Annotated in this window: 8 protein-coding genes; 6 read left to right on the top strand and 2 right to left on the bottom strand. The window is 50.9% G+C overall.

Features of this window, described 5'->3' with window-relative positions:
- Positions 1–118: 118 nt before the first annotated feature.
- Complete coding sequence (locus tag GmarT_RS05525; protein WP_002645892.1) at positions 119–4132, top strand: hypothetical protein; 4014 nt, start codon at positions 119–121, stop codon at positions 4130–4132.
- Between the two features lie 153 nt (positions 4133–4285).
- Here GmarT_RS05525 and GmarT_RS05520 read toward each other — a convergent pair whose 3' ends face one another.
- Positions 4286–6397, bottom strand: a complete 2112-nt coding sequence (locus GmarT_RS05520) for an elongation factor G (RefSeq protein WP_044237423.1) — start codon at positions 6395–6397, stop codon at positions 4286–4288.
- Between the two features lie 389 nt (positions 6398–6786).
- A complete protein-coding gene (locus tag GmarT_RS05515) occupies positions 6787–8067 on the bottom strand; it encodes a DUF4013 domain-containing protein (protein WP_002645894.1) in 1281 nt (426 codons plus the stop codon).
- A 403-nt stretch (positions 8068–8470) separates the two neighbouring features.
- On the opposite strand from GmarT_RS05515, the gene GmarT_RS05510 reads away from it, so the two are divergent.
- The 5 genes from GmarT_RS05510 to purL all read left to right on the top strand — a co-directional run bounded on the left by GmarT_RS05510 (position 8471) and on the right by purL (position 16810).
- Complete coding sequence (locus tag GmarT_RS05510) at positions 8471–10108, top strand: DUF1549 domain-containing protein (RefSeq protein WP_002645895.1); 1638 nt, start codon at positions 8471–8473, stop codon at positions 10106–10108.
- A 3-nt stretch (positions 10109–10111) separates the two neighbouring features.
- Positions 10112–11380, top strand: a complete 1269-nt coding sequence (locus GmarT_RS05505; protein ID WP_002645896.1) for a DUF1501 domain-containing protein — start codon at positions 10112–10114, stop codon at positions 11378–11380.
- Between the two features lie 150 nt (positions 11381–11530).
- Positions 11531–12805, top strand: coding sequence for an outer membrane protein assembly factor BamB family protein (locus tag GmarT_RS05500; protein ID WP_187782344.1), 1275 nt, complete (start codon positions 11531–11533; stop codon positions 12803–12805).
- A gap of 63 nt (positions 12806–12868) precedes the next feature.
- Positions 12869–13801 carry a prephenate dehydrogenase gene (locus GmarT_RS05495; protein WP_149302470.1) on the top strand — a complete coding sequence of 311 codons (933 nt, stop codon included), beginning with the start codon at positions 12869–12871 and terminating at the stop codon, positions 13799–13801.
- Between the two features lie 93 nt (positions 13802–13894).
- Positions 13895–16810 carry a phosphoribosylformylglycinamidine synthase subunit PurL gene (gene purL, locus GmarT_RS05490; protein ID WP_002645899.1) on the top strand — a complete coding sequence of 972 codons (2916 nt, stop codon included), beginning with the start codon at positions 13895–13897 and terminating at the stop codon, positions 16808–16810.
- The last annotated feature ends 296 nt before the right edge of the window (positions 16811–17106 follow it).

The following is a 17106-nucleotide window of genomic DNA, read 5'->3' as shown; positions in this document are numbered from 1 at the left end:
GATTTCGGGTTTCAGACCTTTTAGACTGTTCATGAGCGAAATAGCCTGTTTTACTGCTGTCGAGCAGAATGAATTCCCGTTTATCCCGAATTAGATCCAACTATCCACGTTTACCAATATGACAGTATCGAGTAATCAACATTCAGGCGAGACTCCAGTACCTGCCGTCGATCAACACATTATCCGGGAAATCCTGGGGTATCTGAATTTCTCAAATGGCAAACCGGACCCCAAATTCCGTTTTAACTGGAATCAGCTTTTTTCTGATCTGGATGAACGGCCTTCGGCGGAAACCCTGGAACTCCTGCTGGGTACACAGCTCAAAGCGCTGAAAGGCACCTCAGGCGCATTTCAGGAAATAACACAAGCGGAAAATGTTATTCGGCTCGCCTTGCAGGAATGTCTGCCACGCTACAGAGCACACCATCGCGATCTGCTGTTTCACATCTGTGAACGTGAATTTCTTCAACCCTATTTTCTGTCAGTGCTGTTTGAATCATTGCTGGAACAGGGAGGCCCCTGGTCTGAAACTGATCGCATTGTGACAGGTACAATCGACAGACTGAATGATTTTGTCGGTTTCCGTCCGGTCGCTGTATTGGAAAACGGTCGCCAGATGCAGGTTTACCCGCATGAAAAGTTTCGACCTCTGCCAGTCTACTTTCGTGACAGTGGTGTCGCTTGTGGCGTGTATCAGAAATTAATCGAACAGACCATCAAGACACTCCAGACCACCCCCGATGACCTGCTGCATCAGGCACACTTTCGCCTGGAACGGATGGACGAAATTGCCATCGACCTGCGGGCTCATGACCACCTGCATCCGGTTAACAAACGCACGAACTACATGTTCGGTGAATGGGATCCACACATCATCGATAACCAGGGTTATTATCGTCGCTTCGTTATCCGCCGCCTGATTCTCGACTCACTGCTGGCCTGGATTGATGAACACAAGGAAATTCCTCTGCAGGAACGACTGGAAGATGCTGCCGCTGTACTGAGCGGTACGATGCTGATGGCCTCATCGATCAGTGGCTCGGGACCGGACACACATGCCAGCGACATCAGCCTGACATCACTGCTTCCCAAAGTGGCCCGTCAGCGGGATGATTATTATAACCGCCTGTTGGCCTCGGCCAGCGGCCCCCGGGCAGAGCGACTGCGGAAAGAAGCCAAACAGTCGCAGCAGCCCTTCGGGCACATTCGTCATTATCTGAATCTGCATCTGGCACGTTATGGCGCCCAGCAGGTCCAGCATCGACAGTTGTCCCGCATTTATGCGCGGATGGGATTTTCTGTTGCCGCCCGCTGCGAAGCCGCCGTCATCCCCTGCACTTCGGTCCGGTTTGAATGCGAAATCCAATGGCGGATCACCCTGGTGCACCTGCACCTGGAACGCTACGAACTGGAACAGGCCTGGAAACTGATTCCGGAAATTGAAGATCACCTGACGAGGGGCATTGAATGTGGTGCCTTGATTGACCCCTGGAACATCCTGGGCTTCCAGGGATTATTCCCCCTGTTTATCTCACGGGAAGACAGTATTCCCGACCAGCGGAGTGAAGTCCTGCTGGACCTGATGGAAGAAATGTTTTCCGCCTATTCGGCCACCCTCAGTGAGGCGGCTGCCCAGGGCAACGATCAACTGAAACTGGAAATTTCACATCGCTTCCAGAAACTGGCGGAGACATGGGATCGCTATGCTACGACCACGGTTGAAGATCTGCCTAATGTCAATGGACAGGATTCGTTCGAGTCGGCGGCGCATGTGTCTCAAATATTAACGGAGTGGAAAAAAGGTGGTGAAGCGGTCGGCGATATTTCGTTCTGGCGCGAGCATGTTGATCGGTTCGAATCGGCAAAAGCATACGCGTTGACCGTCGACGCGCTATTGCAGAAGCAGGACCATGTCGCTGCCATCGGCCTGATCATGCAATGGTTGAGCCAGGTCGATCAGACCGGTCTCGAGTCCGGCCCCTACTCGATCCATTCTGTTCTGCTGCAATGGATGCGACAGCTGACCTCGGAGATCAAACCTGAGTCCTTCGACGCGAACAGCATTTCTATCCGCAAAATGTTCGATTACCTGGAAGTGAATGCCGCGGATTACTGGTCGGTTCCCAATTTTGCTGCGATCCTTCCAGTCCCTGAAAAAGAAATCGAAGACCCGTTCGATATCGAGTCGGCTGAACCCGACGAGGAAGACTCACTGTTTAACGCCGCCTATGAAAACGTGACGTTTCGTGACAGTGCCGATGACGGGGTGCAGGGTGAAATGATGGACTCCGGCTATTCGCCCAGCAATTCTGAAATTGAATCGATCAACCGGCAACTGGAACCGCGTCTCAAGTTTTTAAATACGCTTTCACAACTCTGGCAATTATCAGCGGCATTCTACAGTGAAGCGGAAATCAGCCAGACAGAAACGTCAGGTGATTCGAGCGAAGATGCGGAATCTGCAAGTGTATTAAATGAAGATACATTGAATTCGATTGCCGGCTGGATTCGACATACCGAGCATCTGCAACAGGAACTGGTCGTGCTCCTGAACTCGATCTGGAACTATCAGATACCCAAACCGAGTGGCGATCACGATTCGAATATTGAATATGATCTGCAAATGCAGACGAAATTTTACCTGATGCATGCCATCATTATCACAACAGTCAACTGCCGCTCCGCACGTCTGATGCTGCTTTCAACAATGCCTCCTGCCAGGGCGGAAGGCGAACTTTCTGAAAATGAAAGCCTGCTGGTTCCCATCTACCGGGGAGTACTGACACGGGATATTGAACTCGTCAGAAGAGAGTTTCCGCACTTTTTAAGCAGTATTGCAGAAACTCCTTTGCTCTACACCCCCATTGATCAGGGAGGCAAACCGAACACGGTTCTCAAAGTGCGTTCTCTGCAGATGATACTCCGTTTTCTGCTATCACAGCTTCCCAGCCTGGGTCTGCTGCGGGAAACCTGGCAGCTTTTGAAAACCGCTTATCGCATGGAGCGCAGTTCTCGCCCCGAAGGAATTGCCGTCAGTGAATTCGATCGACTGTTCCGCACCGCATTACGCAGTTCGCTGTCTGCCATCATCCGTTCCTCGCACGACTGGGAATCTGATCAACTGGATGATGAGCAGCTGATTGAGATCGCTGAGAAGCTGGTCAATAAATATCGGGAACAATGGCTCAAACACAGTCGGACCATGCGGCTTTCCAGTGCGGAAGCCTTGAATCAGGATTTTGTCTGGCAGGAAGTACGGCAGTTCATCGAGCTCTATGGAGCCGACCTGTTCCACGCACAATACCTGACTCTGGGCAACCTGCGGACGATTCTACATAACGGAATCGAACAGTACCTGAATTATCTGGCAGAGTACCAGAACCCGGCAGAGCCGATGGCGTTACTGACAGACCTGGAAGAAGGCAATATCGACATGGAGGAAGCGGTGACCAATCTGAAGGTCATCTTCGAATCTGTCATCGATAAATTTGATCGCTTTGTTGAATACAACAGTACTACGACCCAGTCTGACTATGGCGAAATGTTTTACTGCCTGCTCGACTTCCTGCGCATAGAGGCTGCCTATGAGCGTGATGACTGGAAAATGGTGCCTCTGCTGATCGCCCATAAGGTCCTGGCTCAACAGGATCGCAACGAGTCAGCGCTGATCTGGGAAGCCGTCTTCGAAGCCACATCAGAAGAGATGTCAAAGAAACATCTGAAAAAGTTGAAACAGACGGAATCGGAGTACAAGATCAACCTGCCGCTGATTTCCGACCATCTGAATGAACGGTTTGTCAAACCGCTGGCAGTCAACCGTATGCTGGCTCTGGTTCCCCGGGCCATGAATGATGCCCGTGACGGCAATGAAGAGTCCGCAGCTTTTTCGATTCTGCAGGAAGAAATCGAACGTTATCTGGCTTCAACCATTGGTTCAGGAATCGATGTTCCCGACTGGATGCGAAACATTGAAGACGAAATCGATCGACTGGACGAAAAAGTGACCAACGAACAATATGACATAGAAACTCAGATCAAACTTTCCCCGGTGCCGATGTCGCTTGATGAAATTAAAAAGCAGCTCAAAATGTGGAATCAGCCGTTAAGTCGACCAAAGAAGAAAAAGAAATAGACGGCGTCCCGTTTGACTGCAGCATCTCCAGGGGCATTTGGCCTGGTTAGCTTAATCCGAACGATGCCATGGTTAATTCTGATACTGATTGAACCTGCAGCACAAGTCAGCACTGCAGGTTCGATCTTATCCTGGTTCTTTTCCCCGCTTTACTTATTCACGGGCTTTATTGAGCAGCTCTATGATTTTCCCCTGTTCGTTCGGGGGGATCATTTCGTAATGACTCAATTCAATATCATAGGTTCCGCGACCGCCGGTTAAACTGGAAAGCGTACGGGCATAGGTCATAATTTCCGCCAGTGGAACCCGGGCCTGAATGATCTCATAGCCGCCCGTTGAAACAGCCATGCCTTCCATGCGGCCTCTGCGACTGGAAAGATCGCTGCTGATATCACCCACATTCTCTGCGGGAATCAGGATTTCAATTTTCACAATTGGTTCCATCAATACGGGACGCGACTTTGCAAACAGTTCCGCAAAACATTTACTGCCTGCAATTTTGAATGCCGTTTCGTTACTGTCCACGGGATGATCTTTACCGAAGAACACTTCACAGATCAGATTCTGCACCTGACACCCGGCGATCACACCCTGCTTCATTTTCTCCAGCACCCCTTTTTCGACTGCGGGGATAAACTGGTTCGGGATCGAACCACCCGAGATACGATCGACAAATGCGAAGTTCATTTCGGGGTCATAATGATACGATCTGAGATGATCAAAATTGGCTTTCGTGAAATACTCTTCCGGGTTCACATCCTGAGGCATTGATGAAACTTTAAGATGCACTTCGGCAAATTGTCCTGCGCCACCTGACTGTTTTTTGTGCCGGTAGCTGCCTTCCGCACTCCCCATGATCGTTTCGCGATATGGCACTCTCGGCAGATGCGTGATAACTTCCACTTTGTCTCGATGCAGCAGACGTTCCTGCACAATCTTCAGATGCAGTTCACTCATTCCCTGCATGACCATCTCGTGTGTTTCTTCATCATGGATCACGTGAAAGGTCTGGTCTTCCTCTTCAATCTTATGCAGTGCCCCTGATATTTTCTGTTGATCATTCTGGCTTTTCGGCTCGACAGCCAGCCCGACGACAGGATGGGGAAACTTGATTTCAGGCAGTGACAGACCGTCTCCGTTTGCGTCGGCAGCCAGTGTATCCCCCAGCTGTAAATCGTCTACTTTGGCGACAGCAAAAATATCACCAGCAGAGACTTCATCGACGGCTTCCTGCTTCCCACCCTGGACATCCAGTAACTGCGTGATGCGGACCGCCTTTCCAGTGCGGACATTGACAACCGACGAATCTTTATTCAGCTTCCCAGAAAAAACACGCAGATAACTCATCTTCGAGATAAAGGGGTCGATACGGGTTTTTACGACCTGGGCAACAAATGGTTGATCCGGCGAAGGATCGAGCATCACAGATTGACCGTCTTTCGTCTGTTCCATGCGTTGAATGTCCTGGGGACATAATGTGTAGTTCGACATCGCATCCATAAACTCGGCAACGCCGACACCTGTTTTAGCGCTCATGAACAACACTGGTATCAGGGTCCCTGCTGCCATCGCTTTCGGGATATTGGCGGATAATTCTGCCGGGCTGAGTTCTTCGCCTTCAAAGAATCGTTCCAGCAAGGCTTCATTCGATTCAACGATTGCTTCGATCAGCATCTGACGGGTCGCCTGGGGATCGCCAATGACATCATGCTCAGTTGCTGCTGTGTTTTTCACCAGATCAAAAACGGCTTTGAAGTCAGCTCCCAGACCCACAGGCAGGTTGATGGGGATACATTGAGAGCCAAACGTTTCACGTACTGAATTTAAGAGTGTTTCATAATCGATATTGTCTGCATCACATTTATTGAGCACAATCATCCTGGCGATCCCGGCTTCCTGTGCCATTTTGGACACGCGCAGGGCATTGATTTCTACTCCGTGTCCCGCATTTAACAGAATCAGGGCGGTCTCGACAGCACGCAGTGCGCCGGAAACCTGCCCGATGAAATCAGGATAGCCGGGGGTATCAATCAGGTTGATATGATGTCCACCATAATCAAAGTGAACCAGAGTGGAAGCGATGGAAATCCGATGGTCAATTTCTTCTTCATCCGTATCCAGCAGACTGGTACCATCATCTACAGAGCCCAGGCGGGAGGTGGCACCAGATTGAAACAGCATAAGATCGGCTACAGTTGTTTTGCCAACAGCCCCGTGGCCGACCAATGCCACATTCCTAACGTCGTCTACCTTGTATTCGTTCATCGCTTGTCCTGCCTTTTAAGAAATTGGCCAGGCGCGTTTATCCTCCGTTCCGTTAAAGGCAACACGCTGAGCCATGATATGATGCGAACGTGTGTGCCGGGAAAAAAGAACTTTTCCCGGCATATCCTTAAACCGGACTCCGGTCTGAAATCCGGATCAATTCAGCGACGGGTAGATGATGAATCTCAAGTGGTTTACTCTATTTTATCCTGTTGTTCCTCTAACAGAATCATATAGTTGAGATTTTCAAAAGGCGAAAGGATTTTCTGAAATTTGCTCTTGTATACGCGCAAACAAAGATACCTGGCTCTAAGTAAGCTGAGAACTGTATTGACAGGAATGACACAACACCGGGCGACAGCAAGATTTAAATGCCGAAAGGAAAAGAATTAAAACGGAACCGGCAACAGAAACAGATGATGTTCCATTAGAACCCGGTTTCCATGAACGCCAATAAACTGGGTAAAGAACAGAATAAAGACGTAGACTGCCAACAGCGGCAGGATGAGCGTGCGGCTCAACCAGCGCCAGCCGAACCAGGCATTTTTCGTTTTTGCAGAAGCCCGATGGTAAACCCAGCCCAGCAGAATTTTTGTCGGGTAAATCGTCGCGACAAAGATGAGCGTGATTCCCCAGATCGCATCGCGTGGCAGAGCTGCTACCTTAAACAGGTAGAGCGGAAGAGACAGGAGATACACGATAACCAGCGACAACATCCATAACAGGGGAGAACGTTTGAATTTTCGTCTGACGGTCTTTAATTCAAACATGGCACGAAAACGGTTCTCGGCAGCAAAGTGTGCCTGCAGCAAAGGCAACCACCCCAGTACAATTACCAGACTTAAGCCTCCCAGCAGAGTGACTGCGACAGCCCCCCTCTGCCCTCCCTCGGGTGAACTGGCAGCAGCAAACATGGTCGAGGGGATAATCAACCAGATGAGAGCCCCCAGAAAACCACGCAGTCCCAGCGAAAAGTTCTTCCCCAGTTTCAGCGAAGCAAAAAATCCACTGACGTGTCCAGCAGCCCGGTCCAGATAGCCTCCGGCGCGGATCTGCCGATATAGCCAGATTGCATTTTTAAGAGGACGCACGAAACACCAGAACGTCCCGCCGCGTGCTAATGCCAGACAGAGATGTACCGCAATCGCAATGGCCGCCAACCGATTGATCAAGTGCAGATTGCGATCACTGCTTCCGCCGGGATCAATCAGATGCGCATCCGCGGCAGCTCCCGCCAGTAGAAACAGGGGAATCAACCAGAGCGCCACACCAATCACAATCATCCCCAGTCGCGGGGCAATATCCAGTAAAGGAAAAGCGAGACGGATCTTACCGGTTCGCGCCACACGTCCTTCCACGTCCAGCAGATATCCCAGCGCGATAAAATTCACAATGGGGACGGCAGCGATGAGCGCCAGAAACAATACCAGGCAGGCAATACCGAAGACCATGCGAATCACCCAGAAAGCAGCTTTGAGAGGGTGACGCAACAAATGAGGAAAGGGAGAAATGTTTCCCACAACTTCATCAGGATAGAACTGTTCAATCTCGGTGGTGCTGCCTAACGTGCCGGCCGGCTCATCCGGGAAGTCAGTGATTTCACAAGCTGTACCGGGGCTCTCGACAGAGGGGTCGGTCGAATCTGTCTGCTGGATGGTATGTTCGTTCATAGCCCGCTCCCTCTGATGTTCAGGAATTCGGGGGGGCACAGAAACATTGATGACATCCCCGGAATCAGCGTGCGTTTTCAAATTAACACCTGTCAATCACTGTAGCTGTTCAATGCCAGACAGATGATTTCAGGACTGTCAGCAAATCGTCTCAAAGTCCCTGTTAAATCATGTCTGCACACCGGGACCAGCTAAGTCGTACTTATATCAGAATTTCCTGACAGAATCGAGAAGTTTCCCCTGGGGAACTTCGACCCGGTAATATTGATACTCAGAAAAAACTCGATAGTTTCAAGAATTCAATGAAACTATCGAATTCCCTCTCTGGTATGATTAACAGTCGGGAAGATTCGTTCTTCCCATACTTTTGAGGAAAACAATACGGTCATTTCGAGATAAACCCATGAAGTCCCATGCCCCTAACTGGAAAGTTGTCTGCCTGCCCCTCTGTGTTGTGGGTCTGGTTGTCACTCTGGTTACCTGGGCATCCAGCAGCCCGGTTGAAAAGACTTCCCCTCCGCCCACTTTCGTTGAGACAGACTCTCTCACTGACACCGTTCAACAGGTCGATCGGTTCTTTGAAAAGCAATGGACAGAGAAAAAGACACCTCCGGCGTCAACGGTTTCTGAACTGACACAGCTCAGAAGGCTATCCCTGGCATTGCACGGCACCGTGCCTTCTCTTGAAGAAATCCGTGAGTTCGAAAGCATGCAGGGCGCAGACCGTCTGGAACGCTGGACACAAAAGCTGCTCGCCGACCGTCGTTTTGCCGATTACTTCTCTGAACGATTCACCCGCGCGTTTGTCGGCGTTGCCCAGGGACAGTTTATTATTTTCCGCCGCGATCGGTTTAAAGCCTGGCTCAGTGAACAGATTCAGGAAAATACTCCTTACGACGAACTGGTGCGCAAACTGATCGCCGGCGAAGGACTCTGGACCGGTGACCCCCAAACGAATTTTATTACTTCTGCTGTCGCGGACGGTAATCTGGATCGAACCAAGTTGACCGGCAGCACTGTTCGAGCATTTCTGGGTCAGCGAATCGATTGTGCACAGTGTCACGATCATCCCTTTGATCACTGGAAGCAATCGGACTTCGAAGGGCTGACTGCTTTTTATGGCCAGGTTGAAGTGCAGGTGCTCGGCGTACGGTCGAACAGGAAATTAAAATATGAAGTGGAAGACCGCATGACACTGGAGCAGCGCGAAGTCGCGCCCCGCGTTCCCTTCCTGACAGAATGCCTGCCTGCAGAAGGGACATTGCGAGAACGACTGGCGGAATGGGTCACCCATCTGGACAACCGCCGCTTTGAACGGGCATCAGCAAATCGCGTCTGGGGTCTACTGTTTGGTATCCCCTATATTGATCCCGTTGATGATCTGCCGGCCCCCACAGATCTCTCCCAATCTCCACCTGGTCTGCTCGATATCCTGGGACAGGACTTCCGCGAAAACGGATATGACATCAAAAGGCTGATCCAGATCATTGTTGCATCCAGACCGTTTCATCTGTCATCTGAATCCGAATCTGAATCGGCAGACCAGATCGATACTGCCACCTATAACTGGGCATTATTTCCACTCGTTCGTTTGCGACCCGAGCAGATCATTGGCTCAATGCTCCAGGCCTCTTCACTCAAAACCATTGATCAGAACTCCAACCTGATTATGCGGGGACGACGGTTTTTCTCCGAACTCAATTTTGTCAAAGAATATGGTGACCTGGGAAGCGATGAACTCAATGATTTTCCCGGTACGATCCCGCAGGCGCTGTTGCGGATGAATGGCGAGTTCGCAAAAGATAACGGCAGTGCATCTCCACTGAACTCGGTCGGTCGCATTGCTTCACTCGACGTCCCTGCGGAAAAGCGGATTGAAACCTGCTACCTGGTTTGCCTGACCCGACTTCCCACTTCAGAGGAACGCGACTATTTTCTGAAACAGTATCAGTCTGCAACAAATCAACAGCAGCGTGTCAAAATCACCGAAGACCTCTACTGGGCTCTTTATAATTCTCCTGAATTTTCCTGGAACCATTGAACCATGTTTGATTCCCATCTCATCTCCAGCAAAATCAGCCGTCGCGACCTGTGCAAAGTCGCCGTCGGCAGCACACTCTCATTTATGCTGCCTGGATTCGATTTAAAAGCGGCAGAGAAACGGGGAAAAGAACGTCGAAAATCGATTATCATTCTCTGGATGGGAGGCGGCCCCAGTCAGTTGGAAACCTGGGATCCCCATCCGGGAACCACCATCGGCGGTCCAGGCAAAGCGATCAAAACAGTGGTTCCCGGCCTGCAGATTTCCGATATGTATCCCCTGCTGGCAGAGCAACTGGATTCAATGTCCGTGATTCGCTCCATGGTCTCTAAAGAAGGCGACCACGAACGCGGGACCAAATATCTGAAAACCGGTTATCGCCCTGAACCGACGACCGTTTATCCCGCACTGGGTGCAATCATCACACATCAGGCGCCCAATCCCCAACTGGAAATCCCACAGCATATTTCCATGGGGAATACACAGTTTCCTGCCCGGGGCGGTTACCTGGGAGGGCATCTGGATGCTTTCCGCGTTCCTGATCCGGGCAGGAACATCGGAAACATGCGGGCCAGTGTCGGTGCACCCCGCCAGGAGCGGCGCCTCGAAAACCTGAACGTCGTCACGCAGGCCTTTCGAAGAGGACGGTCCATTCAGACTCAGAAAACACTGCATCAGTCCACCATTGATCGTGCTCTGACCATGATGAGTTCGGAACAACTGAATGCTTTTGAAATTGAAAAAGAACCCGAAGCAGTTCGCAAAGCCTACGGCGATTCTCCTTTTGGTCGTGGCTGCCTGGTCGCCCGCAGACTGGTCGAACAAGGCGTACATTCTATCGAGGTGAATCTCAACGGCTGGGACAGCCATGCGAATAACTATACCGGGCACCAGACCCAGGCCGCGATTCTGGATCCGGCATTTTCCAGTTTGCTCACAGACCTGAAGTCACGGGATCTGTTGGACTCGACGATTGTACTCTGTATTGGTGAATTTGGTAGAACCCCCAAAATTAACGCACTCGATGGACGCGATCACTGGCCCACCGGTTTTTCCTGCATTGTCGGTGGAGGCGGCTTGAAAGGGAACCTGATACTGGGTGAGACGGATCCGACCGGTAAAGAAAAAAAGCCCGTCGATCCCGTCCGGATCCAGGACCTGTACTCCACCATCCTGCAGAAAATGCAAATCGACTACACCAAAGAACTCATTTCACCCATTGGACGACCGCTGGCACTCAGCGACGGAACCCCGATTTCCCGACTGATCTGAATTCGCAGCGGGACAATTTAGCGCTGCTAAGGGAAAATTGCTTGCCTGCGCACATAAAACTTTCTAATTTGATATCAGTTCGAAACTTGCCTCTGGTTTTGTTGTTTATTCATTAAAACCCTGCCTCCCTCTATCCATTGGATGCTGAATATGATCCGAATCATTCTATCCGTGATGCTCACGGCTGCCTTCCTGACTTCAGTACTTCAACAGACTCAGGCAGCGGACTGGTCTCAATTCCGTGGTCCCTCTGGAAATGGTGTTTCACAATCAACGGGACTTCCCACTGAATGGAGTTCAGAAAAGAATATTGTCTGGAAGGCCAAACTTCCCGGACATGGTTCTTCCAGTCCTGTGCTGTTCGGCAATCAGGTATTCGTTACTTCTTACACCGGTTATGGACTGACTGAAGAAGACAATGGCAACCCCTCCGATCTGCGGCTGCATGTGATCTCCGTCAATCGGGATAGTGGCGAAATCATGTGGGATGAATCAGTCTCCCCGTTGAATGAAGTTCAGAAAATCACCAAGCGGATTGTCGATCATGGTTATGCCAGCGGTACACCAGCCTGTGATGAAACGGGCGTTTATGCCTTTTTTGGAACATCGGGTGTTGTCGCCTACGACCTGAAAGGAAAACTGAAATGGCAGGCGAATGTCGGAGATGGCACAGCCGGATTCGGATCTGCTTCGTCTCCCATACTGTATAAAGACCTTGTGATTGTGAACGCCAGCATTGAAAGTTCAACCGTCTATGCGTTGAACAAAAGTAATGGTGAAGTCGCCTGGAAAGCAGAAGAGATCGTACGCGCCTGGACCACCCCTTCGATTGTGGATGTCCCGGGCGGCAAACAGGAACTGGTGGTCAATCAGAAAAACCAGATCTTTGGCTTTGATCCTGATACGGGGAAAAAACTCTGGACCTGTGAAGGGATTCAGGACTACGTTGTGCCGGTCGTGGTGCAGAATGAAGGCATCCTCTACTGCCTGGGAGGTCGCAGCAACCGCAGTATCGCCGTTCGTCCGGGGGGAAAAGGTGATGTCACGAAAACTCATAAGCTCTGGGAAGTCAACGTGGGAGCCAATGTAACTTCTCCCGTGTATTACGACGGCCATCTGTACTGGGCCAGCGATCGGGGAATTGCTTTCTGCCTGAATGCGAAAGATGGCGAAGTGGTATATAAAAACCGCCTGCCTACCGGGGCCAGACTGTACGCTTCGATCGTTCTGGCAGATGGTAAACTATACGTGACAACCCGGGACAGTGGTGTGATTGTGCTGAAAGCCGGGCCTGAATATGTCGAACTGGCTCGAAATGAGATCAAATCGGATGAGGATCTGTTCAATGCATCTCCTGCCGTCAGCGAAGGCAGCATTTATCTGCGTACCAACAGTTATCTGTATCGAATCGCAGAGAAGAAATGAGGTTCTACACAAAAGATTCTGATTAAATCACTTACAAGTTTGTCAGACTTTTGGAACAGGTCGTTGATACTGTGGTCCGCCCGCTGGAAATCCCGAATCGGGGCTTCTACAATACGAGGCATGACTGAATCAACGACTCAAAATGGCTACCTCTTCAAGACGATCGGCGTGATTGGCGTTGGTCTGCTGGGAGGTTCCATCGCCGCTGCTGCTCGACAGCGTAATCTGGCTGAAACCATCCTCGGCGCAGGCCGAAATCCCTCCCGCATGCGGGCTGCGCAGCAGTCTGGATTACTGGATCGGGGAACAACAAACATTGCAGAAACAGCAGCACAGTCAGACCTTGTGATAGTTTGCACACCTGTCAATCATATCGTCCAATTTATCCAGACCGTCGCGCAAAACTGCCGTCCGGGTACGATTATAACTGATGTCGGCAGTACGAAACAGCAGATCTGTGACCAATTGAAAGGCACACTGCCGGGAAAGGTCACTTTTGTCGCCTCTCATCCCCTGGCCGGATCAGAAAAAAGCGGTTTTGAATTCTCAGATCAGAACCTGTTTCAGGATCGCCCGTGTGTGATCACTCCCGAAGAGTCAGTGCCGACAGAGGCTGTTTCCAAAGTCAGACAATTCTGGGAAGCACTGGGTATGCATGTGCTGCAGACAACTCCAGAGAAACATGATCTGATTCTGGCGGAAACCAGCCACCTGCCCCATGTGGTCGCTTCCGCTCTGGCAGCGACTTTAGCAACAGAAAACACCAGATATACCTCAACCGGATTTCGGGACACAACACGCATTGCCGGTGGGGACCCGACTTTGTGGATTGATATTCTATTCAGCAATCGAGACGCGATTGTGAAGAGTCTTGATAAATATACTCAGTCTCTACAGCAGTTCCGGGATGCGATTCAGAACCACGATGAAAAGCGTCTCAGGCAATTGCTGGAAGAAGGTAAAAAGAAACACGACGCATTAAATTCAGCCCCGTAATCAGCTGGACAGGTCAGGTTTTCGACTGACTACCATAGTGACAATAACGAACCTTTCATTATTCCGATGGAATCAACAGTAACTGGAAAACACATGCTTTGCGAAGTCGAAATCAAACCAGCGGACAATCAGATCGACCGTGAGGGAGCCCGGATTCTGAAAGAATGCCAGGTACTCGGTGCAAATTCAATCCGGACGGTCCAGACCGCCCACTCCTTTCTGCTGGAAGGCAATCTGGATCAGACGGGCATTGACACGATCGCCCGCACCCTGCTGGCAGACCCGATTGTGGAAACATTTGAGATTCGCATCCTGTCTGGCAGCACACCAGAAACAACCGACTCCGAACCACTGTTGAATGTCATGTTCAAACCTGGCGTCACTGACAATACCGCCAACAGTGCCCGCGAGGCGATCCGTGACCTGGGTCTGGCTGTCGAGAATGTCGCCACCTGTCGTAAATACTGGGTAAACTCTGATGCATCCACTGATGAAATTGACCGCATGGCTGCAAAAGTACTTTCGAACGAAGCCATTGAATATGTCGTACGTGGTCCCCTGCAGATGGACAGTATTAAACTCGGCAGTGAATATACTTTCGAACTGGTTACTATTCCCATTCGTGAGATGAATGATAAACAGCTGGAAACACTCAGCCGGGAAGGTCAGTTGTATTTAAATCTGACCGAGATGAAAACCATCAAAGCCTACTACGTCAGCCAGAAAAAAGATCCGACCGACGTTGAACTGGAAAGTATCGCACAGACCTGGAGTGAGCATTGCTCTCACAAAACACTCGCTGGACGGATTCACTTCAAAGATGGCGAGCGCGATCTGCATTTCGAGAACATGTTGAAAGAAACCATCTTCGCCGCGACCACCGAAATCCGCAAATCGCTGGGTGATAAAGACTGGTGCGTGAGCGTATTCGCGGATAATGCCGGTGTCATCACCTTTGATGACAAACAGGACGTCTGCTTTAAAGTGGAAACACACAACCACCCTTCGGCCCTGGAACCTTATGGAGGTGCTAATACAGGTCTGGGGGGTGTCATCCGCGACCCGCTGGGGACCGGACTGGGTGGCAGACCGGTCTGCAATACCGATGTGTTCTGCTTCGCTCCCCCGGATATTCCCTACGCTGAACTTCCCGCAGGTGTCCTGCATCCTAAAGCAGTCGCGACCGGTGTGGTGTCCGGTGTACGTGACTACGGTAACCGCATGGGAATTCCCACCGTCAACGGAGCCGTCTATTTTGACGAACGGTACCTGGGTAACCCCCTGGTCTATTGCGGTAATGTGGCGATGCTACCGGTAGGGAAGTCGGAAAAGCAGCAGGCACAACCGGGACACTATATCGTCGCTGTTGGTGGTCGTACGGGCCGCGATGGTATTCACGGCGCGACCTTTTCTTCTGCAGAACTGACTTCAGAAAGTGAAATGCTTTCCGGCGGTGCGGTACAGATTGGAAATGCAATCACCGAAAAAATGATGATGGATGTCATTCTGGAAGCAAGAGACAAAGAACTGTTTTCGGCGATCACCGACTGTGGCGCCGGCGGATTCAGCAGTGCTGTCGGCGAAATGGGTGAAAAAACCGGCGCAGAAGTCTGGCTGGATCAATGTCCGCTCAAATATGCTGGCCTGTCTTATACAGAAATCTGGATCTCCGAAGCGCAGGAACGCATGGTCCTGGCTGTTCCACCAGAAAACTGGGAAGCCTTCGAAAAAATCTGTGCCGGCGAAGGAGTCGAAGCTTCTGTTATTGGAAAATTTACTGATACCAGTCACCTGGTTTTGAAATACCAGGACCAGGTGGTGGCGGATCTGGAGATGTCCTTTCTGCATGATGGACGTCCTCCTGTCGTGCGAGAAGCCGTTTACAAGATCCCGGCGTTCACTCCCCTGACCCCACCGCAACGGGACAATTACACGAAAGATCTGACATCGATTCTAAGCTCACTCAATGTGTGCAGCAAAGAATGGATCATTCGACAGTATGATCAGGAAGTGCAGGCTGGCAGTGTGGTCAAACCACTGGTCGGAGTTCAAAATGATGGTCCATCGGACGCAGCAGTGGTTCGCCCCGATCTGACCTCAACGCGCGGCCTGGTGATTTCGTGTGGCATGAATCCCCGCTATGGTGATTTAAACACACACTGGATGGCGGCTTCTGCGATTGACGAAGCGATCCGAAATTGTGTCGCCGTCGGTGCTGACCCGGCTAAAATCGCGATCCTCGATAACTTCTGCTGGGGAAATACAGATCGGCCGGAAACGCTGGGCAGTCTGGTCGCAGCTGCCCTGGCCTGTAAAGAATTCTCGATCGCGTACGGCTCTCCCTTTATCAGCGGTAAAGACAGCCTGTATAACGAATTCTCTTTTGAGAATGAACAGGGAGAAAAAGAGACCGTCGCCATTCCCGCATCGCTGTTAATCAGTGCCATCGGTCAAATTGCCGATGTCAGCCACGCCGTTACGATGGACGTGAAAGCCCCCGGGAATCGTATTTTCATGGTGGGCACAACACACGATGAACTGGGAGGCAGTCACTTTGCCCTGGTGAATGACCTGGAAGGGGGGCAGGTACCCCAGGTTGATAAGGAAGAAGCGCCGGAACTCTTCAAAGCTTTGCATCTGGCCATTCAAAAGCAATTAATCAGAAGCTGTCACGACCTGAGCGAAGGCGGTCTGGCAGTCGCAGCAGCGGAAATGGCATTTGCCGGCGGATACGGAATGAAACTGGATCCCACCAGACTTCCTGAAGCACTGGAGTTATCTACTCCCAGTTTACTGTTCTCTGAAAGCAATACGCGTTTTCTGCTGGAAGTGCCACTGGATCAAATCGATGCCTTGTATGAGTGTTTCGGCGAACTGCCGCTGGTTGAAATCGGCGAAGTGATTGGCACACGTCAGTTCACAATCAAAGGTACTAACGGAGGCATCGCGATCAGCGCCAGTCTGGATGAACTGAAAGCCGCCTGGAAAACCCCGCTCGCCTGGGATTGAAAACACAAATGCATCTCGTACAGTACTTAACTGAACGTCACGCCTGATGTTGCCTGCGCATCTGCTTTCTGACAAGTTCCTTCGGGAAGCCTATTTTAATCCTTCCCCGGACTGACCGTTCGAGTAAAATAGAGAAAGTCCCTGGTAAATCTGTTTCTCTGTTGAGTCATCAATCATTTCTCAGAGACTTGATCAGAAGTCGTGCCCCCCGTCGTTGGGGAGGCATCTGACTTAACAGGAAACGGGCAGCGGGCAACGACGTAAACCGGTTTTCAGAGTCCTTCCCGCCTTTTGAC

Origin of the sequence: Gimesia maris, from assembly GCF_008298035.1 — a bacterium.
Classification (GTDB): Bacteria; Planctomycetota; Planctomycetia; order Planctomycetales; family Planctomycetaceae; genus Gimesia; species Gimesia maris.
The sequence above is the reverse complement of the archived record's forward strand: the minus strand, read 5'-3'. Positions and strand labels throughout refer to the sequence as shown.